This is a genomic window from Pseudomonas sp. GW821-FHT09D08, from assembly GCF_059416305.1.
In genome coordinates this window covers 131,096-152,140 of the sequence record NZ_JBWKOX010000003.1, presented here as the reverse complement: position 1 = coordinate 152,140, position 21,045 = coordinate 131,096, and the positions used below count along the sequence as shown (strand labels likewise).

Here is a 21,045-nt window from a genome sequence, read left to right as displayed (position 1 = left end):
AAGGAGGGGGAGCACAGTCTAAAGGGTTGCTAGCGGGCAAGCGTGGCCGTTATTGTGCTGAATCCTTTTAGTCCTTCCTCCAGGGTTTTGTTGTGATGAATGCACCGCGTACCGCAGTCGGTCCGATCAAGGCCGTGATTTTTGATATGGACGGGTTATTGCTGGATACGGAAGGCATCTACACCGAAGTCACGCAGATCATCGCTGAACGCTACGGCCGAACCTACGACTGGGGCATCAAGCAGCATATCATCGGGCGCGGCGCCCAGGATTTGGCCGACTATGTGGTCAAGGCGCTGGACCTGCCGATTACCCCGGCTGAATTCCTCGAGATTCGCGAGCCTTTGATGAGCGAGCGCTTTCCCAAGGCCTTGGGCATGCCCGGCGCCGAGGCGCTGGTGCGGCACTTGAAGGCGCACAACATACCGATTGCCGTGGGCACCAGTTCGTCGCGCAATTCGTTTGGCCACAAGACCACCCTGCACCGCGAGTGGTTTGGTTTGTTCGACACCATCGTCACCGCTGACGACCCGGAAGTCGGCGCCGCCAAGCCTGCGCCGGACATCTTCCTCACCGCCGCGCGCCGCCTGGGCGTTGCGCCCGAAGATTGCCTGGTGTTCGAAGACTCGCCGTTTGGTGTGACGGCGGCGAAGGCCGCCCATATGACCGCCATCGCCGTACCCGATGAGGCCATGGCCGACAGTAAGTACCAGCATGCCGACCAGATCATCCGCAAGCTTGCGGACTTCGACCTGGCGGCCTATGGCCTGCCGCCCATCTCCTGAACCAACAAGGTCAACCTGTGGGAGGGGGCAAGCCGCTCCCACATTGCTTAAGCGCTGAACCCACCGTCGATAGTCAGGCTGGCACCGGTGATATACCCCGCTTCCGGCCCGGCCAGATACGCCACAAAACTGGCAATCTCTTCCACATGCCCGTAACGCCCCACCGCCATTAGCCCGATCAGGCTCTCGGCAAAATCGCTGTTTGCCGGGTTCATGTCCGTGTCCACCGGCCCAGGCTGCACGTTATTGATCGTGATGCCACGCGGCCCAAGATCCCGCGCCAGGCCCTTGGTCAAACCGACCAGCGCCGCCTTGCTCATTGCGTACGGGCCACCACCGCCAAACGGCATACGTTCGGCATTGGTGCTGCCGATGTTGATCACCCGGCCACCTTCACCCATATGCTTGGCGGCTTCCTGGGTGGCGATAAACACGCTGCGTACGTTGATCGCCAGGGTCTGGTCGAAGTCTTCCAGCTTGAAGTCTTCCAGCGGTGCGATGGCCAGCACGCCGGCGTTATTCACCAGGATGTCCAGGCGGCCGAAGGCTTCCACGGTGGCGTTGACCGCGTTGCGGATCGCAGTGGCATCGGCGCTGTCGGCGTGAATCGCCAGGGCTTTGCCGCCTTCGCTGATCACGCTGTGCTGCAGGGCTTCAGCCTTGGCGGCCGAGCTGACGTAGGTAAAGGCAACGGCTGCACCCTGGGCGGCCAGGCGCTTGACGATGGCGGCGCCGATGCCGCGGGAACCGCCTTGAATCAAGGCGACTTTGCCGCTGAGGTTGTGTGTGGTCATGTCGATCTCCTGGTCATTCAAGGCGCAATGCCCTGTTGTTGGAGCCGAGTATCGACCTCGCTCGCCGCTGCCGGTAGACCGTGATTGCTATAGTCTGTGTAAACCAAAAGTTTAGAGTGGGGCGACATGGAAAGCTTTGGCAGTATCGAATGCTTTGTGCGCAGTGCTGAAGGTGGCAGCTTTGCCGAGGCCGCCCGGCACCTGAGCCTGACCCCGGCGGCGGTCGGCAAAAGCGTCGCCAAGCTCGAAGCGCGCCTCGGCGTGCGGCTGTTCCAGCGCAGCACCCGGCGCCTGGCCCTGACCGAAGCCGGCAAGCTGTTCCTGGCCGAAGTCAGCGGCAGCCTCACCACCATCCAGAATGCCGTGGCTAACCTGGCCAGCGCCGAAGGGCGGCCGGTGGGCACGCTCAAGGTCAGCATGGGCACCGTGTTTGGCAATCGCTATGTGGTGCCGTTGCTGGGGGCGTTCATGGCGCGCTTTCCGGATATCAGCCCGGACTGGCATTTCGACAACCGCCAGGTTGACCTGATCGGCCAGGGCTTCGATGCCGCCATCGGTGGCGGTTTTGAGCTGCCTCAAGGGGTGGTGGCGCGCAAGCTGGCGCCGGCGCATCGGGTGCTGGTGGCCTCGCCGGGTTACCTGGCGCAACGCCCGCCGGTGCGCGAGCCCGAAGACTTGTCGCGCTGCAAGGGCATTCTGATCCGCTCGCCGCAAACCGGGCGTATCCGGTCCTGGCAATTGACCAGTGTCGAGCGTGAACACCGCCCGCTGGTGCTCAAGCCCGGCATGACCATGAGCGACTCCGAAGCCGCCTGCTGTGCCAGCGCCCAGGGCCTGGGGATTGCGCTGGTGAGCATGCCCATGGCCGTGCCGTTCCTCGACAGTGGCGCGGTGGTGCGCGTGTTGCCCGGCTGGTGTGTCGACGACGGCAATATTTCCATCTACTACGCCGAGCACAAACTGCTGCCCGGCAAGACCCGGGCATTTGTGGATTTCATCATCGAGCAGTTTGCCGAGAGGAAGCTGGGCCAGAGGTTCAGCGCAATCTGAAACCAGGTGCCGGTCAGCGGCCGAACCGAGTCGGCCAGCCAATTACCTGCTTCGGCCGTGGCGTCGCGTAAGTGCGGATCTTCGACGTCGACAACCCCAGCCGCACCAGGGATTCGGCAATGGTCACCGCCGCCGTCACCCCATCCACCACCGGCACGCCGGTGCGCTGGCGAATCTGCTCATCCAGCCCGGCCATGCCGCCGCAACCCAGGCAGATCACTTCGGCCTTGTCCTCGCGGATGGCCAGTTCCGCCTGGCGCACGATGGCTTCCATGGCGGCCAGCGGGTCTTCTTCCAGCTCCAGCACCGCCATGCCGCTGGCGCGCACCGAGGCGCAGCGCTGGTACAGGCCGGCGAGTTTCAGGCGGTCTTCGATCAGCGGCACGGTGCGGTCCAGGGTGGTGACCACGGAGTAGGCGTGGCCCAGGAACATTGCGGTGCTGGCTGCTGCTTCGGTGATGTCCACCACCGGCACATTCAGCAATTCCTGCAAGCCTTCCCGGCCGTGCTCGCCGTAGCCGGCCTGGATCACCGCATCGAAGGGTTGGTCGTAGGCCATCACCCGGTCCATCACGGCGATGGCGGCCAGGTAGCTTTCAAAGTTGCCCTCCACTGACTCCGCGCCGAAGTAGGGCGTGAGCCCGACAATCTCGGTGCCCGGCGAGGCCACGGACCGCGCCTGTTGAGCGATGGTTTCAGTGATGGATTCGGTGGTGTTGACGTTGACCACGAGGATACGCATGGAAGGTCCTTACTCAGTGACTGACGTTATCGACGGCAATGCTTTCGCCGCTGACATCGGCGTAGAACGGCTGGCGCTTGGCGATCAGCAGGTACAGCAACCCTGCAATACCGGCGCCAAACAACCAGGAAAACGGTGAGACGCTGGCAAATCCGGGCAACAGCGCCAGCAGGATGGCGATCACGGCTGCAGGAATAAACGCCGCCACGGCACGCATATTCACCCCACGGCTGTAGTAATAAACGCCATTCGGGTTTTCGCTATACAGCTGCGGCACGTCTACCTGGCTTTTACGAATCAGCCAGTAATCGACCATGATCACCCCGTACAGCGGCCCCAGCAGCGCGCCCAGGCCGGAGAGGAAATACACGATCACCAGCGGGCTGTTGTAGAGGTTCCACGGCAGGATCAGCACCGCCACGGTGGCGCTGATCAAGCCGGCGCGGCGGAAGTTCAGGTATTTGGGTGCCAGGTTGCTCAGCACAAAGGCCGGCGCGACGAAGTTGGCCATGATGTTCACCGCCACGGTGACGATCAGGAACGCCAGGCAGCCCAGCACGAGAAAGAAGGTATTGGGAATGGCTGCAATGATTTCAGTCGGGCTTTCGATCACCCGGCCATTGAGCTGGAATTGCCCGCCGCACAGCAGCACGGTGATGGCGGCGAACACCAGGATATTCACCGGCAGGCCCCAGAAGTTGCCGACGAGGATGGTCTTGCGGCACGGCGATGAGCGCGCGAAGTCGCAGAAGTTGAGGATCAGCGTGCCATAGATCGCCAGCCACAACGCGCCACCGGCAAAGATATTGCGCCACATCTCGCCGCCGCTCAGCGGTTCGCGGATCGACCAGGCGATGTGGCCACCGGCCTGGAAGTACATCCAGCCGGCCAGCGCTGCCACCGTCAGCAGAATCACCGGTCCGGCGAAGCCTTCATAGCGGCGCACCATCTCCATGCCATAGGCCAGGATCACCAGTTGCACGAACCAGATCGCCACGAAACAGGCCCAACCCAGGGTCGATAATCCCAGGATCGAGTTGTGGTCATAGTCGGCAAAGCCCGGATGAATCGCCGTCAACAGTACGCGGAACACCACCGACGCCAGGTACGTCTGGATACCGAACCAGGCAATCGCGATTACCGCGCGGATCAACGCCGGGATCTGCGCACCGTGAATGCCGAAGCTGATGCGGCTGATCACCGGAAACGGCACGCCGGTCTTCTGGCCCATATACCCCGACAGGTTCATGAAGAAGTACACCAGCGCCGCGCCGATGCCCAGGGACAACAGGATCTGCCAGCCGCCCAGGCCCAGCGCATAGAGGCCGATGGCGAACGAATAGTTGGCGATGTTGTGCACGTCATTGGTCCACAGCGCGAAGATGCTGTAGCGCCCCCAACGTCGGCCTTCGACCTTGGTGGGCGCCAGGTCCTTGTTGTGCAGGCGCGGGCTGAGCACCAGGGGGCCGGGGCTTGTGGCGTCCGGGTTCAGGGCGGAGGAGGGCAGATCCAGTGCGATGTTATTCGAGAGGCTTGTACGCATTCCGGCAGGCTCCAGCACATCTGCCGGGGCGCTGCAGATGGCAAAGTGTATGTAGGTTTTGTATTTATTGTATACAAAGCGTATTTCACCTTAAGCCACATGCGTGCCAGCTTTGGATCTATGAAAGTCCTGGGTAATTTCGTTTTTATAGGTTGGTTAAATAACTGGCTGAATTTGAAGAAATATAAATTGACCGATTGAACAGCTATTTATTTTTTCGCTGTCAGCCTGTGATTCGCCAGGCCAATCGAGGGGAGGGGAGAGGTGTTACGTTATGGTGCGGCTGAAGAGAAATTGCACACATAAATGGCACCGATGGTTACATCTATGTGTACATCTCTAACATTCAACACAAGACAAAATGTGGGAGGGGGGCAAGTCGAATCGTCGCCCCGCCCCTCCACATTTTCTAATCGCGTCCGCCCTTAGGCCTTGCTGATGATATTCCCGGCATGCAGCCCGCATTCCTTCTGCGTGGCTTCCTCCCACCACCAACGACCTTCGCGCTCGTGCTGGTTCGGCAGCACGGGCCGGGTGCACGGCTCACAGCCGATGCTGATAAAGCCGCGCTCATGCAGGCTGTTGTACGGCAGCTCCAGCATGCGGATGTAACCCCAGATCTCCTCGCTGGTCATCTGCGCCAGCGGGTTGAACTTGTACAGGGTGCGTTCCGGGGTGGAGAAGGCCGTGTCGATTTCCAGCGCCGCCACCTGGCTGCGGGTGCCGGGGCTCTGGTCGCGGCGCTGGCCGGTGGCCCAGGCGCTGACGCCGGAAAGCTTGCGGCGCAGCGGTTCGATCTTGCGCACGCCGCAGCATTCGCCATGGCCGTCCTTGTAGAAGCTGAACAGGCCTTTTTCCTTGACGAAGGGTTCCAGCTTGCTCTGGTCCGGCGAGATCAGTTCGATATCGATCTTGTAGAAGTCGCGCACCTGCTCGATAAACCGGTAGGTCTCCGGGTGCAGGCGGCCGGTGTCGAGGCTGAACACCTTGACGTTCTTGTTCAGCTTCCAGGCCATGTCCACCAGCACCACATCCTCGGCGCCGCTGAAGGAAATCCACAGGTCATCACCGAACTGGCTGAACGCCAGCTTGAGAATGTCCTGGGCAGACTTGTTGGCATAAGTCGTGGCGAGTTCAACGACGTCGAAGGCTTGGTTCATCAGGACGGTTCCTACAGTTCAATGGCGCTGAGCGCTCTATAGGGGAGCGATGGTATCAAAATCCGCCTTGCGTTGCGGCGGCGGGCTTGAATCGCTAGAGTTCGGCAGTCCTTTTGCTCGCTCAACTAACAACATCTAATGGGAGTGTCTTGTGGAAATTGCCTGTCTCGACCTGGAAGGGGTGCTGGTGCCGGAAATCTGGATCGCCTTCGCCGAAAAAACCGGTATTGAATCTCTGCGGGCCACCACTCGGGACATTCCCGACTACGACGTGCTGATGAAGCAGCGCCTGCGCATCCTCGACGAACACGGGCTCAAGCTCGCCGACATCCAGGAAGTGATCGCCACCCTCAAGCCGTTGGACGGCGCCATCGAGTTCGTCAACTGGCTGCGCGAGCGCTTCCAGGTGGTGATCCTGTCCGACACCTTCTACGAATTCTCCCAGCCGCTGATGCGCCAGTTGGGTTTCCCGACCTTGTTGTGCCACCGTCTCATCACCGACGAAAACGACCGCGTGGTCAGCTATCAACTGCGCCAGAAAGACCCCAAGCGCCAGTCGGTATTGGCGTTCAAGACCCTCTACTACCGCGTGATCGCCGCGGGCGACTCCTACAACGACACCACCATGTTGGGCGAGGCCGACCGTGGGATTCTGTTCCATGCGCCGGACAATGTGATTCGAGAGTTCCCGCAATTCCCGGCGGTGCATACGTTTGAGGATTTGAAGAAAGAGTTCATCAGGGCGTCGAATCGGCCGTTGAGCCTGTAATTTCTTTCGGTCCGGCTGAGGGCCCTATCGGGGGCTTGCTCCCGATGGGGAAAGTAGCGCCACTACCCATGTTTCTGTCAGCTCCCTGCAAGCAACCGCTCATAAGGAATACTCAAGCCTTCATGCAGCCGCTTGATCATCGACAGGCTCAGCTTTCGCTTGTGGTTCAGCACCTCTGACACCCGTCCGCTGGTGCCGATAAATGGCTCCAGGTCGCGGGCAGTCATGCCCAGTTGCTCCATGCGAAATTTAATGGCTTCCACCGGATCGGAAGGTGGCATTGGGTAATGTTCGGCTTCGTACTTCTCAATGAGTACTGCAAGAATTTCCAGCTCATCGCCTTCAGTCGAGCCGATGTCCGCTCCCCAGAGCTGCTGTACCCGCGCGAGTGCAGCAGTGAGGTCTTCCTGGGAGTGTATGGGTTTGATGTTCATTGCACGGTCTCCGCGTTGATCTGGTCGTACTGCCCATGAGTCCCTACGAACCGTATGAACCCAAGCTGTCGCTGGTAATCGATCGCCATGATCACTCGATATTTGTTGCCGCCCACGTTGAATACAACCCTGCCACCTTTGAGAATGCTCGCGGTCCTGAGCGCTGCCTTGAGTGCTTGTGGCGTCGGGTAAATGGCCTTTTCCATATGGCGATACAGTTCTATAAGCGGTGCCTTTGCATCGATATAGGCGGGTTGGCTTTCCCAGAATATTCGTAAGGTCGAGAGGGCGATTATCCGCATCGCTGCAACCTCCCAATTTGGGAGATGATAGGCGCGGTTGAGAGGGGGCGCAATCTCGGAAATATTTCCTGACGGGTAGGCAGTCGCTTCATGTGATCCTTCACAGACGGCGGGTGGACGGTTGAAGCCGGACGCTATCTTCCGACGTTCAACTACGTCTACTGCGGTTCTGATTCAGGTTTTTTCTACTGCTCGGCGCTGCGTCTGAGAACCAGGAAGGCACTGTGCGCTACAGGCTTTCCAGCGTTTGTAACAACACCCGCACCTTCGTCAGCGACTCCTGGTACTCCGCCTCCCACTGCGAATCCGCGACAATCCCGCCGCCGCCCCAGCAACACACCTGTCCCTCCTTGACCAGCAAACTGCGAATGGCGATGGAGCTGTCCATCTCACCGCGTACGTCCAGGTACACCAGCGAACCGCAGTACAGCCCACGGCGTGTGGGCTCCAGTTCGTCGATGATCTGCATCGCGCGAATCTTCGGCGCGCCGGTGATCGAGCCGCCGGGGAAGCTGCCGGCGATCAGGTCGAGGGCGTCTTTATCGTCGGCCAACTCGCCGGTCACGCTGCTGACCAGGTGGTGCACATTGGGGTAGCTTTCCAGACTGAACAATTCCGGTACATTGACCGAGCCGGTGCGGCACGTGCGGCCGAGGTCGTTGCGCAGCAGGTCGACGATCATCAGGTTCTCGGCGCGGTCCTTGGGGCTGGCCAGCAGTTCGGCGGCATTCGCCGCGTCTTCTTCCGGCGTAAGGCCGCGGGGGCGGGTGCCTTTGATCGGGCGGGTCTCGACGTGGCGCTCGCTGATGCGCACGAAACGCTCCGGCGACAGGCTCAGCACCGCGCCGTCGTCCGGCAGGTGCTGGAACCCGGAAAACGGCGTCGGGCAGGCTTCGCGCAACGCGCAGTAGGCGGCCCAGGGATCGCCCAGGCACGGCGCGCGGAAACGCTGGGCGAAGTTGACCTGGTAGCAGTCGCCCGCCTGGATGTAATCCTGGATCCGCACGATGGCCAGGCGGTAGGCCTCGGCAGTGAGGTCGGGCGCCATCGGGCCCAGGAGTTTGAACGTCGCAGAGGTGTCGACCGCCCCATGGCCGAACAACGCGATCAGCCGTTGCCGTTCGCTGTCTGCCAGTGAAGGGTGAAACACCAGTTGGCTGCTCCGGGCCTGGTGGTCACTGATCAGCGCCCAGGCGTACAGCCCGAAGCGCGCGTCCGGCAGGTGCAGGTCATCCACCGCCAGGTGCGGCATGGGCTCCAGGTGCCGACCGAAGTCGTAGCTCAGGTAGCCGATCAAGCCACCGGCGAACGGCAACTGCAAACCGGCGGGGATTGCTGCTTCACCCAATCGCGTCAGGTTTTCTCGCAGGCGTTGCAGGAAAGCAGCGCCGCTTTCGTCAGGCGCTACCGTCAAGGTTGCTTCGGGCCAGGCGCTGAGCAGATCGTAACGCCCACGCTCGGCCGCCGGGCGGCCGCTGTCGAGCAGTACCGCGCCGGGAGCGTGGCGAATCGCCGCAAAATACTCGGCGGGGTTGGCCCGGTAGGGCAATGGGTGTACGGAGCAGGTCGACATGCGGGGTTGGATCAGCCAATGGCGCGGGGGAGAGGGATTGTAGTCCCCCGTAGGATTTGCTCCTAGGGGGATGTCGGGGATAGACAGTTCGAAGACCGGATCAGCCTTCCACGGGCGGAATATGCCCGAACATCTCCTGCACGAACTTCACCCGCTCTTCCGGGGTTTCCGTCACGCCGGCGGCTTTCAGTTCTTCCAGTCGCGCCTCCACCGCATGGGTGCGCAAGGTCAGGCCGCAGTCGTTGGCGATCTGGATATTCAGCCCCGGCCGCGCATTCAGCTCCAGGATCAGGGGGCCCTTTTCCTGGTCGAGTACCATGTCCACGCCGATATACCCCAGCCCGCACAGCTCGTAGCAGCCGGCCGCGAGCTTCATGAACCCGTCCCAGTTGGGCAGTTGCACACCGTCCACCGCGTTGGTGGTGTCGGGGTGCTTGGTGATGATGTTGTTCAGCCAGGTACCGCGCAGGGTCAGGCCGGTGGCGAGGTCGACGCCCACGCCGATCGCGCCCTGGTGCAGGTTGGCCTTGCCGCCCGACTGGCGGGTCGGCAAGCGCAGCATCGCCATCACCGGGTAGCCCATCAGCACGATGATGCGGATATCCGGTACGCCTTCGTAGCTGATGCTCTTGAAGATCTGGTCAGGCACCACGCGGTACTCGATCAGCGCACGGTCGCGGTGTCCACCCAGGGAGTACAGGCCGGTGAGGATGCTGGAAATCTGGTGCTCGATCTCTTCATGGCTGATGATCTTGCCCGACACCGTGCGGTAGCGCCCCTCGAAACGGTCCGCCACCACCAGGATGCCGTCGCCGCCGGCACCCTGGGCCGGCTTGATCACGAAGTCGCTGCGCCCGCCAATGATCTCGTCGAGCTTGTCGATTTCCTTCTCGGTGGAGATCACCCCGTACATTTCCGGCACATGGATGCCGGCGGCGATGGCCCGCTCCTTGGTGATGATCTTGTCATCCACGATCGGGTACAGGCTGCGCTTGTTGTACTTGAGCACGTAGTCGGCATTGCGCCGGTTGATGCCCATGATCCCCCGCGCTTCCAGGGCCTTCCAGGTCTTCCAGAAGCCGAACATTACGAGTCAGCCTTGAGGAAGGCCTTGAAGCGCACCAGCTCGGTCAGGCGGTAGCCACGATAGCGGCCCATTGCCAGCATGAAGCCCACCAGGATCAGCAGGATCGCCGGGAAGGTGAAGACGAAGTAGATCAGCTCCGGCACGCTCATGATGATGTGCGCCAGGGACGCGGCGAACAGCGTACCAATCGCGACTTTCATGGCATGGCTGGCGCCGCGCTCTTCCCAGGTGATCGACAGGCGTTCGATGGTCATGGTCAGGATCACCATCGGGAACAGCGCCACCGACAGCCCGCGCTCCAGCCCCAGCTTGTGGCTGAACAGGCTGATGGCGGCGATCAATACCACCACGAAGGTCAGCACTACCGACAACCTCGGCAGCATCTGCAGCTTCAGATGTTCCAGGTACGACCTGAGTGACAGGCCGAGTGCCGTGATAATCGTAAACAGCACAATCCCGAAGCCCAGCTGCGTCTCGCGGAACGCCAGGGCAATCAGTACCGGGGTAAAGGTGCCGAGGGTCTGCAGGCCGATCAGGTTGCGCAGGATCAGGATCACCAGCACCCCAATCGGGATCATCACCATGATCATGAAGGTCTGCTGGGTTTGCAGCGGCAGGCCGTACAGCGAGTATTCGAGGAAGTTGGCGTCGGTGTTCTCGTCGGTCAGCTTGGCCAGGCGAATGGCGTTCATTTCGCTGTTATTGAGGCTGAAGGTGACCATGGCTTTCTTGCCGCCATCGACGGTGATCAGGTTTTCATCGCCGGTCCACCACAGCAGGCGGTCGGCGGGCAGGCCCTGTTCGCCGGTTTCCGGGTTGAAGTACAGCCAGTCGTTGCCATTGAAGCTGCGCAGCCACAGTTCCGGGGGCTGCGGCTGGTCGGCCACCAGGCGGATGGTGTGGACCTTTTCCACCGGCACGTGGGCGATGGACAGCAGCAGCTCGACGATCTTGGCCTTGTGCGGCGTCGACGGGTCGCCGGCCAGCAACAGCTTCACGTTGTCGTCGTTGAGGTTGTTGGTGCGCTTGATGGCTTCGGTGATAAAGGTCTCGACGTCGGCCGAATGCTGGCGGATCGGCGCCAGCAGGGCTTCGGCGGCGATTTTCTCCGGGCCTTCCACGGCAATGCTGTCGCGGAAGGTCGGGCCCTTGATCTTGGTTTTTTCGCCGCTGTAGCGCTTGGTCAGCACCAGGCGGTAATACAGGGTCTGGTTGCCCTTGGCGCGGCGTGCTGACCAAGTGACCTTGCGGTTGCCGTCGATGCGGTTGACGCTCACCCCGTAGTTATTCGAGATAAAGCTCTCATTAAGACTGACGAAGTCGCGGCTCAAGGGCGGCACGAACATCTGGATCTTCACCGGGTCCTTGGGGTTGGCGACGAACTCGACCTTGGCGTCGATGTTCCACAAATCGTCGGTGGCGTCCTCGGTGACGGGAATGCCCAGCACGAAGATCTGGTAGGCGGTGACCGAAATACCCAACACCACCAGGATGGCGATCAGGATTCTCAGGTGCAGGGTTAGAGCGCGCATTCGGTTTACTCGGCGGTATGAGCGTCGGCGGCGCAGGCAGGTTTGCCTGCTGCGTATTTAAGACTGGGGTCGACCAGCGCATCAAAGCGCTTGAGCGCTTCGGAGCCGATCAGCAGCGGGTATTGGAAAGCGCTGCGGTCAGTCAAGTTCACTTCAATGCTGCGTAAAGCGGTGCCCATGCAGATATCCAGGGCAATCACAGGACGGGCGGTGTAGTTCTTGTCCTCATCGGGGTCGTAGTCACCGGCGCGACGCTTGATTTTGCTGACGCGGGCCAGGGGCCGTTCGATGGGATGGGAATGGGCGGTGTCGATGGCCAGGTAGAAGCGCACCCAGGATTCGCCGTTGCGCTTGAAACGCTTGATGTCACGGGCGCTGAGGGAAGCGGTCTTGGCGCCGGTGTCGAGCTTGGCGGCTACTTCCAGGTCGATGCCGGCCAATTGCGCGTATTCATTGAGGCCATACACGGTCTTCTCGGCGGCAGCGCCAAGGCTCGGTATGGACAATAGGCAAAACAACAGGGGGAAGGGCTTGAGTCTCATAGATCCTGAGGCGGTGCAGTGCGATGTTCAATTCAAGGCGACTGGCATTGCTGCGCAAGCTCCCTTCGTGCGCCGTTTCATCAAGTGATGTCAGGCAAATGCGGCGGGCATTCTAACATGATGCTTTTCTGGCGCCAGCGCTGGCAGCCGGCCATGCCTTGAGGGGATACAGCCGGGATTATTAGACGATTGTCGACAATATCGATTTATTCTTTGACTGGCCGCGGTTTATTGGCTAGTTTTTGCCGCATTGCTTTCAAAGGTGTCGACAATATGCTGGGTCAATCAGAAGCTCCGATAATGGCGTCGGACGAATCCCAAACGATGTCCGAGAACGTCTTCCGACGCATCCAGGCAGCCATCGTTAAGGGTGAGATCGCTCCCGGCAGCAAGATTTCCGAGCCGGAACTGGCCCGCACCTACGGCATCAGCCGTGGCCCGCTGCGCGAGGCGATCCACCGCCTGGAAGGCCAGCGCCTGCTGGTGCGCGTGCCCCATGTGGGCGCCCGGGTCGTGTCCTTGAGCCACGCCGAGCTGGTTGAACTGTATGAAATCCGCGAGTCCCTGGAAGGCATGGCCTGTCGCCTGGCCGCCGAGCGCATGACCGACGCGGAAATCGAAGAATTGCGCCAGGTGTTGCACACCCATGAGCGCGACGCCGCGTTCCAGGCGGGTGTCGGCTATTACCAGCAGGAAGGCGACTTCGATTTTCATTACCGGATCATTCAAGGTGCGGGCAACCGCACGCTCACCCAGATGCTCTGCGGCGAGCTGTACCAGCTGGTGCGCATGTACCGCATCCAGTTCTCCGCCACCCCCAATCGTCCACGCCAGGCCTTTGCCGAGCATCACCGCATTCTTGATGCGATTGCCGATCGCGACGGTGAACTGGCCGAGTTGTTGATGCGCCGGCATATCGGTGCTTCCAAACGCAATATTGCCCGTCATTTCCCAGGCGGCGCCCCTGATAGAGGTGAGTCATGAGTTCGAACAATAAAAGCACCCCCGGCCAGCGTTTCCGTGACGCAGTCGCCAGCGAGCACCCCTTGCAGGTGGTCGGTGCGATCAACGCCAACCATGCGCTGCTGGCCAAGCGCGCCGGCTTCAAGGCGATCTACCTGTCGGGTGGCGGGGTGGCGGCCGGTTCCCTCGGCGTGCCGGACCTGGGCATCACCGGCCTGGATGACGTACTCACCGACGTGCGCCGTATCACCGACGTCTGCGACCTGCCGCTGCTGGTGGACGTGGACACCGGCTTCGGCTCCTCGGCGTTCAACGTCGCGCGCACGGTCAAATCAATGATCAAGTTCGGCGCCGCCGCCATCCATATCGAAGACCAGGTCGGCGCCAAGCGCTGCGGCCATCGTCCGAACAAAGAAATCGTGTCCCAGCAGGAAATGGTCGACCGCATCAAGGCCGCCGTGGACGCGCGCACCGATGACAGCTTCGTGATCATGGCGCGCACCGATGCCCTGGCCGTGGAGGGCCTGGAGTCCGCCCTGGAGCGTGCCGCCGCCTGCATCGAAGCCGGCGCCGACATGGTGTTCCCGGAAGCCATTACCGAGCTTGAGATGTACAAACTGTTCGCCGCCCGTGTGAAGGCGCCGATCCTGGCCAACATCACCGAGTTCGGCGCCACGCCGCTGTACACCACCGAACAGTTGAAATCTGCCGATGTTTCCATCGTGCTGTACCCGCTGTCGGCCTTCCGTGCCATGAACAAGGCCGCCGAGAACGTCTACACCGCGATCCGTCGCGACGGCACTCAACAGAACGTGATCGACACCATGCAAACCCGCATGGAGCTTTACGATCGCATCGACTACCACACCTTCGAGCAGAAGCTTGACGCGCTGTTCGCCGCGAAAAAGTGACGAACACGCCTCCCTGAATAACGACAAAATTGGAGAACAACCATGGCTGAAGCAAAAGTACTGAGTGGTGCCGGCCTGCGTGGCCAGGTCGCCGGGCAGACCGCACTGTCCACCGTGGGCCAAGCCGGAGCCGGCTTGACTTATCGTGGCTACGACGTGCGCGAACTGGCTGCCGATGCACAGTTTGAAGAGGTCGCTTATCTGCTGCTGTACGGCGAACTGCCGACCCAGGCCGAACTGGCTGCCTACAGCGCCAAGCTGAGCAAATTGCGCGATCTGCCGCAGGCGCTGAAAGAAGTGCTCGAACGCATCCCCGCCGACGCCCACCCGATGGATGTGATGCGCACCGGTTGCTCGTTCCTCGGCAATATCGAGCCGGAAAAAGACTTCAGCGTGCAACGCGACGTGACCGACCGCCTGCTCGCCGCGTTCCCGGCGATCATGTGCTACTGGTACCGCTTCAGCCATGACGGCAAGCGCATCGACTGCGTGACCGACGAGCCGAGCATCGGCGGCCACTTCCTGCACCTGCTGCATGGCAAGAAGCCGAGCGAACTGCATGAAAAAGTCATGAACGTGTCGTTGATCCTCTACGCCGAGCACGAGTTCAACGCCTCGACCTTCACCGCGCGGGTGTGTGCCTCGACCCTGTCCGACCTGTATTCCTGCGTCACCGCCGCCATCGGCTCCCTGCGCGGCCCTCTGCACGGCGGTGCCAACGAAGCGGCGATGGAAATGATCGAGCGTTTCGGTTCGGCAGAGGAAGCTGTCGAAGGCACCCTCGGCATGCTGGCTCGCAAGGACAAGATCATGGGCTTCGGCCACGCGATCTACAAAGACAACGACCCGCGTAATGAAGTGATCAAGGGCTGGTCGAAAAAGCTCGCCGACGAAGTGGGCGACACCGTGCTGTTCCCGGTCTCCGAGGCCATCGACAAGACCATGTGGGAACAGAAAAAACTGTTCCCCAACGCCGATTTCTACCATGCCTCGGCGTACCACTTCATGGGCATCCCGACCAAGCTGTTCACGCCGATCTTCGTCTGCTCGCGGCTTACAGGCTGGGCGGCCCACGTATTTGAGCAGCGCGCCAACAACCGCATCATCCGTCCAAGCGCCGAGTACACCGGCGTCGAACAGCGCAAGTTCGTGCCAATCGAACGTCGCTGAAGACCGACGATCCCTGGACTGGAAGGAGGTCAAAGTGTGGGAGGGGGCTTGCCCCCGATAGCGGTGTGTCATTCAGACCTATAGCAACTGATACACCGCCATCGGGGGCAAGTCGAATCGTCGCACCGCCCCTCCCACATTTGGATCGCATTTCAATTCCGGATCGGCCCAGGTCTTCCTTTTGCAATCACCGTGACCGAGTCCTGACGATGAACACTGAATTTCGCAAACCACTCCCCGGCAGCCGCCTGGATTACTTCGACGCCCGCGCGGCTGTCGATGCAATCAGCCCCGGCGCCTACGCTACCTTGCCCTACACCTCTCGTGTGCTCGCCGAGAACCTGGTGCGCCGCTGCGACCCGGCCACCCTCAACGCATCCCTGAGCCAGTTGATCGAACGCAAACGCGACCTCGACTTCCCCTGGTTCCCGGCCCGCGTGGTGTGCCACGACATTCTTGGCCAGACCGCCCTGGTCGACCTCGCCGGCCTGCGTGACGCCATCGCCCTGCAAGGCGGCGACCCGGCTCAGGTCAACCCGGTGGTCCCCACCCAGTTGATCGTCGATCACTCCCTGGCCGTCGAAGCCGGTGGTTTCGACCCGGACGCGTTCGAGAAAAACCGCGCCATCGAAGACCGTCGCAACGAAGACCGCTTCCACTTTATCGAGTGGACCAAAAAGGCCTTCAAGAATGTCGACGTGATCCCGCCGGGCAACGGCATCATGCACCAGATCAACCTGGAGAAAATGTCCCCGGTGGTCCAGGTGCGTAACGGTGTGGCCTTCCCGGATACCTGCGTCGGCACCGACAGCCATACCCCCCATGTCGATGCGTTGGGCGTGATCGCCATTGGCGTCGGCGGCCTTGAAGCCGAAAGCGTCATGCTCGGCCGCGCGTCGTGGATGCGCCTGCCGGAAAGCGTCGGTGTCGAATTGACCGGCCAGTTGCTGCCGGGCATCACCGCCACCGATATGGTGCTGGCCCTGACCGAGTTCCTGCGTCAACAGAAAGTGGTCGGCGCCTGGCTGGAGTTCTTCGGTGAAGGCGCGTCCAAACTGACCCTCGGCGACCGCGCGACCATCTCCAACATGGCCCCGGAATACGGCGCCACGGCGGCCATGTTTTATATCGACCAGCAGACCATCGCCTACCTGAAACTCACCGGCCGCGAAGACGAGCAAGTCGCCCTGGTCGAGCAGTACGCCCGTCATACCGGCCTGTGGGCGGATGACCTCAAAGGTGCGCAATACGAGCGTGGCCTCACCTTCGACCTGTCCAGCGTGGTGCGCAACATGGCTGGCCCGAGTAACCCGCACGCTCGCGTCGCCACCCGCGACCTGGCCGCCAAGGGCATCTCCGGCCAGTGGGATGAAGTGCCGGGGCAAATGCCCGACGGCGCGGTGATCATCGCCGCCATCACCAGCTGCACCAACACCAGTAACCCGCGCAACGTGATCGCCGCCGGGCTGCTGGCGCGCAACGCCAACAGGCTAGGGCTGACGCGCAAACCTTGGGTCAAGTCGTCCCTGGCGCCGGGTTCGAAAACCGTGGCCATGTACCTGGAAGACGCCGGCCTGGGCCATGAGCTGGAAAAGCTCGGCTTTGGCGTGGTGGCGTTTGCCTGCACCACCTGCAACGGTATGTCCGGTGCACTCGACCCGGCGATCCAGCAAGAGATCATCGACCGCGACCTGTACGCCACCGCCGTGCTCTCGGGCAACCGCAACTTCGACGGGCGTATCCACCCGTACGCCAAGCAGGCGTTCCTGGCTTCGCCGCCGCTGGTGGTGGCCTATGCGATTGCCGGCACCATCCGTTTCGATATCGAGAAGGACGTGCTCGGCCTCGACGCCGACGGCAAGGAAATCCGCCTGCAGGACATCTGGCCGAGCGACGAAGAGATCGACGCGGTGGTCAAGGCCTCGGTCAAGCCGGAGCAGTTCCGCGCGGTGTATATCCCGATGTTCGCGATCCACGAAGACACCGGCCCGAAAGTCGCGCCGCTGTACGACTGGCGCCCGCAGAGCACCTATATCCGCCGCCCACCGTACTGGGAAGGTGCGCTGGCCGGTGCGCGGCCGCTCAAGGGCATGCGCCCGCTGGCGGTGCTGCCGGACAACATCACTACCGATCACCTGTCGCCGTCCAACGCGATCATGCTCGACAGCGCCGCCGGCGAATACCTGGCGAAAATGGGCCTGCCGGAAGTCGACTTCAACTCCTACGCCACCCACCGTGGCGACCACCTGACCGCCCAGCGCGCGACGTTCGCCAACCCGAAACTGTTCAACGAAATGGTGCGGGAGAACGGCAAGGTCAAGCAGGGCTCCCTGGCGCGGATCGAGCCGGAAGGCCAGGTCACGCGGATGTGGGAAGCCATCGAAACCTACATGGAGCGCAAGCAGCCGCTGATCATCATTGCCGGCGCCGACTACGGCCAGGGCTCGTCCCGCGACTGGGCGGCCAAGGGCGTGCGCCTGGCGGGTGTGGAAGCGATTGCCGCCGAGGGTTTCGAGCGCATCCACCGCACCAACCTGGTGGGCATGGGCGTGTTGCCCCTGGAGTTCCTGCCGGGCACCGACCGTCACACCTTGCAGATTGATGGCAGCGAAACCTACGACGTGATCGGCCAACGCACCCCGCGTGCGCAACTGACGCTGGTGATCAACCGCAAGAGTGGCGAACGTGTCGAGGTGCCGGTGACGTGCCGCCTGGACACCGCCGAAGAAGTGTCGATCTACGAAGCCGGCGGCGTATTGCAACGGTTTGCCCAGGATTTCCTGGAATCGGCGACCACTGCCTGAAGAGGATGACCATGGCACACGCAGCGCAAATCAAGATCCCCGCCACCTATATGCGTGGCGGCACCAGCAAGGGCGTATTTTTCCGCCTCCAGGACCTGCCCGAGTCGGCGCAGGTGCCGGGAGCGGCGCGGGATGCCTTGCTGCTACGGGTGATCGGCAGCCCCGATCCCTACGACAAGCAAATCGACGGCATGGGCGGCGCCACATCGAGCACCAGCAAAACCGTGATCCTCGCCAAAAGCACCCGCGCCGATCATGACGTGGACTATCTGTTTGGCCAGGTCTCCATCGACAAACCCTTTGTCGACTGGAGTGGCAACTGCGGCAACCTGTCGGCGGCGGTGGGTTCGTTCGCCATCAGCGCCGGGCTGGTCGATGCGGCCCGCGTGCCCCATAACGGCGTGGCCGTGGTGCGGGTCTGGCAGGCCAATATCGGCAAGACCATCATCGCCCACGTGCCGATCACCGACGGGGCGGTGCAGGAAACCGGCGACTTCGAGCTGGACGGCGTGACCTTCCCGGCGGCCGAAGTGCAGCTGGAATTCATGGACCCGGCGGCGGAAGAAGAGGGCGGCGGCGGCTCGATGTTCCCCACCGGCAACCTGGTTGACGACCTGGAAGTGCCCGGCGTCGGCACCTTCAAGGCCACGCTGATCAACGCCGGCATCCCGACGATTTTCATCAACGCCGAAGACCTCGGTTACACCGGCACCGAGCTGCAAGGCGCGATCAACGGCGACCCCAAGGCCTTGGCGATGTTCGAGACCGTACGGGCCTATGGCGCGTTGCGCATGGGGCTGATCAAGCACCTCGACGAAGCGGCCCAGCGCCAGCACACGCCGAAGGTGGCGTTCGTGGCCAAGCCTGCCGACTACGTGGCGTCCAGTGGCAAGGCGATCAAGGCCGGCGATGTGGATTTGCTGGTGCGCGCCCTGTCCATGGGCAAGCTGCACCACGCGATGATGGGCACGGCGGCGGTGGCGATCGGCACGGCGGCGGCGATTTCCGGCACTTTGGTCAACCTCGCTGCAGGCGGCGTGGAGCGCAATGCCGTGCGCTTCGGGCATCCCTCCGGCACCTTGCGCGTGGGGGCTGAAGCCACCCAGGTGGACGGTGAGTGGGTGGTGAAGAAAGCCATCATGAGCCGCAGTGCGCGGGTGTTGATGGAAGGTTTCGTCCGCGTACCCGGCGACGCCTTCTAAAACCCTGCACAGATCCAATGTGGGAGGAGGCTTTTTGTAGGAGCGAGCAAGCTCGCTCCTACAAGAGGCGATGTGAACTGGCATCAGGGTAAGCCCTTCCCACAGAGGATCTCTATTCCAAAAGGCAGGCATCCAAGATCTGCTTCCCATAACCGTTAGCCCGAGGATTGACCCCACCCATTTTTGGAGATCCGCCATGAGCACCAACGTCGACCAGAACAACCGCCCCGACTACGACCAGGTTTTGCAGGACATCGCCGACTATGTCCTCAACTACCGGATCGAGTCCCAGGCCGCCTTGGACACCGCCCGTAACTGCCTGATGGACACCCTCGGTTGCGGCCTGCTGGCCCTGCGTTTTCCCGAGTGCACCAAGCACCTGGGACCGATGGTTGAAGGCACGGTGGTGCCGTTTGGCGCGCGGGTGCCGGGCACGTCGTTTCGTCTGGACCCGGTTAAGGCGGCCTGGGACATTGGCTGCATCGTGCGCTGGCTCGACTACAACGACACCTGGCTCGCCGCCGAGTGGGGGCATCCCTCGGATAACCTCGGCGGCATCCTCGCCGTGGCGGATCACCTGTCGCAAAAGCGTGTGGCCAATGGCGACGCGCCGCTGACCGTGCGCGCGGTGCTGGATGCGATGATCATGGCCCACGAAATCCAGGGTGTGATTGCCCTGGAAAACTCGTTCAACCGCGTTGGCCTCGACCATGTGCTGTTGGTGAAAGTCGCCTCCACGGCGGTTACCGCCAAGCTGATGGGCGCCAACCGTGAGCAATTGCTGTCGGCACTGTCTCACGCTTTCGTCGATGGCCAGGCCTTGCGCACTTATCGCCATGCGCCGAATGCCGGCTCGCGCAAATCCTGGGCGGCGGGGGATGCGTCGAGTCGCGGCGTGCGCCTGGCGGATATCGCCCTGCGCGGCGAAATGGGCATCCCCGGTGTGCTGAGCGCGCCGCAATGGGGCTTCTACGACGTGCTGTTCAGCCACACCAACAAAGACCTGGCGCTCAAGCCCGAGGACAAGCGTGCGTTCAGCCTGTCCCAGCCGTATGGCACCTACGTGATGGAAAACGTGTTGTTCAAGATCAGCTTCCCCGCCGAGTTCCACGCGCAGACCGCCTGTGAAGCCGCGGTGACCTTGCATCCGTTGGTCAAGGATCGCCTGCACGACGTCGAGCGCATCGTGATCACCACCCATGAGTCGGCGATTCGCATCATCTCCAAGGTCGGGCCACTGGCCAATGCGGCCGACCGCGACCATTGCCTGCAATACATGACCGCCGTGCCCCTGGCATTCGGCAACCTGGTGGCCGAGCACTACGAGGATGAATTTCACGCCGCTCACCCGATCATTGATCAGTTGCGCGACAAGATGGTCATCGTCGAAGACCCGAGCTACAGCCATGAATACCTGGAAGCCGACAAGCGTTCCATCGCCAATGCCGTGCAGGTGTTCTTCAAGGATGGCTCCAGCACCGAGCCAGTGGCGGTGGAATACCCGATCGGCCATCGCCGTCGTCGAGTGGAGGGCATTCCGTTGCTGGAAGACAAGTTCAAGGCCAACCTGGCCACGCGCTTTACCGCGCAACGCAGTGCCGAGATCTTTGCGTTGTGCACGGACCAGGCGAAGCTCGAGGCCACGCCGGTCAATCGCTTCGTGGACCTGTTCGTCATCTAGC

The 21,045-nt window shown here is 61.9% G+C and carries 19 protein-coding genes; 9 read left to right on the top strand and 10 right to left on the bottom strand.

What is annotated here, in order from left to right:
• The first annotated feature begins 95 nt into the window (after positions 1-95).
• Positions 96-785, top strand: a complete 690-nt coding sequence (locus tag AC07OP_RS06800; protein WP_053132697.1) for an HAD-IA family hydrolase — start codon at positions 96-98, stop codon at positions 783-785.
• A 47-nt stretch (positions 786-832) separates the two neighbouring features.
• On the opposite strand, the gene AC07OP_RS06795 is transcribed toward AC07OP_RS06800, so the two are convergent.
• The gene (locus tag AC07OP_RS06795; protein WP_131699705.1) at positions 833-1,579 is read right to left on the bottom strand and encodes an SDR family oxidoreductase; all 747 of its coding nucleotides are present in this window, start codon (positions 1,577-1,579) and stop codon (positions 833-835) included.
• Between the two features lie 126 nt (positions 1,580-1,705).
• Here AC07OP_RS06795 and AC07OP_RS06790 point away from each other — a divergent pair, with 126 nt between their 5' ends.
• On the top strand, positions 1,706-2,629 hold the full coding sequence (locus tag AC07OP_RS06790; protein WP_495100612.1) for a LysR family transcriptional regulator: 924 nt from the start codon (positions 1,706-1,708) through the stop codon (positions 2,627-2,629).
• 13 nt (positions 2,630-2,642) lie between these two features.
• On the opposite strand, the gene AC07OP_RS06785 is transcribed toward AC07OP_RS06790, so the two are convergent.
• From AC07OP_RS06785 to AC07OP_RS06775, 3 genes are all read right to left on the bottom strand, one after another.
• Positions 2,643-3,371, bottom strand: a complete 729-nt coding sequence (locus tag AC07OP_RS06785) for an aspartate/glutamate racemase family protein (protein ID WP_027603659.1) — start codon at positions 3,369-3,371, stop codon at positions 2,643-2,645.
• Positions 3,372-3,384: 13 nt separating this feature from the next.
• The gene (locus AC07OP_RS06780) at positions 3,385-4,914 is read right to left on the bottom strand and encodes an NCS1 family nucleobase:cation symporter-1 (RefSeq protein ID WP_495100613.1); all 1,530 of its coding nucleotides are present in this window, start codon (positions 4,912-4,914) and stop codon (positions 3,385-3,387) included.
• 425 nt (positions 4,915-5,339) lie between these two features.
• Entirely contained in the window at positions 5,340-6,074 is a 735-nt protein-coding gene (locus AC07OP_RS06775) for a phosphoadenylyl-sulfate reductase (protein ID WP_027603661.1), read from the bottom strand.
• Positions 6,075-6,225: 151 nt separating this feature from the next.
• Between AC07OP_RS06775 and thrH the strand changes: the two genes are divergently transcribed.
• Entirely contained in the window at positions 6,226-6,843 is a 618-nt protein-coding gene (thrH, locus tag AC07OP_RS06770; RefSeq protein ID WP_065924794.1) for a bifunctional phosphoserine phosphatase/homoserine phosphotransferase ThrH, read from the top strand.
• A gap of 77 nt (positions 6,844-6,920) precedes the next feature.
• Here thrH and AC07OP_RS06765 read toward each other — a convergent pair whose 3' ends face one another.
• From AC07OP_RS06765 to rloA, 6 genes are all read right to left on the bottom strand, one after another.
• The gene (locus AC07OP_RS06765; protein ID WP_092486821.1) at positions 6,921-7,277 is read right to left on the bottom strand and encodes a helix-turn-helix domain-containing protein; all 357 of its coding nucleotides are present in this window, start codon (positions 7,275-7,277) and stop codon (positions 6,921-6,923) included.
• The gene (locus AC07OP_RS06760; protein WP_495100614.1) at positions 7,274-7,579 is read right to left on the bottom strand and encodes a type II toxin-antitoxin system HigB family toxin; all 306 of its coding nucleotides are present in this window, start codon (positions 7,577-7,579) and stop codon (positions 7,274-7,276) included. Before AC07OP_RS06760 ends, AC07OP_RS06765 begins: the two co-directional genes overlap by 4 nt.
• 229 nt (positions 7,580-7,808) lie before the next feature.
• The gene (pabB, locus tag AC07OP_RS06755) at positions 7,809-9,152 is read right to left on the bottom strand and encodes an aminodeoxychorismate synthase component I (RefSeq protein ID WP_495100615.1); all 1,344 of its coding nucleotides are present in this window, start codon (positions 9,150-9,152) and stop codon (positions 7,809-7,811) included.
• Between the two features lie 100 nt (positions 9,153-9,252).
• Complete coding sequence (locus tag AC07OP_RS06750) at positions 9,253-10,239, bottom strand: alpha-L-glutamate ligase-like protein (protein ID WP_027603666.1); 987 nt, start codon at positions 10,237-10,239, stop codon at positions 9,253-9,255.
• The gene (rloB, locus tag AC07OP_RS06745; RefSeq protein ID WP_495109905.1) at positions 10,239-11,771 is read right to left on the bottom strand and encodes an osmotic stress tolerance membrane protein RloB; all 1,533 of its coding nucleotides are present in this window, start codon (positions 11,769-11,771) and stop codon (positions 10,239-10,241) included. The genes AC07OP_RS06750 and rloB overlap by 1 nt, the downstream gene beginning before the upstream one ends.
• A gap of 5 nt (positions 11,772-11,776) precedes the next feature.
• A complete protein-coding gene (rloA, locus tag AC07OP_RS06740) occupies positions 11,777-12,313 on the bottom strand; it encodes a retropepsin-like aspartic peptidase RloA (RefSeq protein WP_027603668.1) in 537 nt (178 codons plus the stop codon).
• 273 nt (positions 12,314-12,586) lie between these two features.
• On the opposite strand from rloA, the gene AC07OP_RS06735 reads away from it, so the two are divergent.
• The 6 genes from AC07OP_RS06735 to prpD all read left to right on the top strand — a co-directional run bounded on the left by AC07OP_RS06735 (position 12,587) and on the right by prpD (position 21,044).
• On the top strand, positions 12,587-13,297 hold the full coding sequence (locus AC07OP_RS06735; RefSeq protein ID WP_027603669.1) for a GntR family transcriptional regulator: 711 nt from the start codon (positions 12,587-12,589) through the stop codon (positions 13,295-13,297).
• Positions 13,294-14,187: a methylisocitrate lyase gene (gene prpB / locus AC07OP_RS06730; protein WP_027603670.1), complete on the top strand. Its 894-nt coding sequence runs from the start codon at positions 13,294-13,296 to the stop codon at positions 14,185-14,187. The genes AC07OP_RS06735 and prpB overlap by 4 nt, the downstream gene beginning before the upstream one ends.
• A gap of 42 nt (positions 14,188-14,229) precedes the next feature.
• Positions 14,230-15,357 (top strand): bifunctional 2-methylcitrate synthase/citrate synthase, encoded by a 1,128-nt coding sequence (prpC, locus tag AC07OP_RS06725; protein WP_053132736.1) that lies wholly within the window; start codon positions 14,230-14,232, stop codon positions 15,355-15,357.
• A gap of 209 nt (positions 15,358-15,566) precedes the next feature.
• Complete coding sequence (gene acnD / locus AC07OP_RS06720) at positions 15,567-18,161, top strand: Fe/S-dependent 2-methylisocitrate dehydratase AcnD (RefSeq protein WP_495100616.1); 2,595 nt, start codon at positions 15,567-15,569, stop codon at positions 18,159-18,161.
• An 11-nt stretch (positions 18,162-18,172) separates the two neighbouring features.
• Positions 18,173-19,363, top strand: coding sequence for a 2-methylaconitate cis-trans isomerase PrpF (prpF, locus tag AC07OP_RS06715; protein WP_495100617.1), 1,191 nt, complete (start codon positions 18,173-18,175; stop codon positions 19,361-19,363).
• A 196-nt stretch (positions 19,364-19,559) separates the two neighbouring features.
• Positions 19,560-21,044, top strand: a complete 1,485-nt coding sequence (gene prpD, locus AC07OP_RS06710; protein WP_495100618.1) for a 2-methylcitrate dehydratase — start codon at positions 19,560-19,562, stop codon at positions 21,042-21,044.
• The last annotated feature ends 1 nt before the right edge of the window (position 21,045 follow it).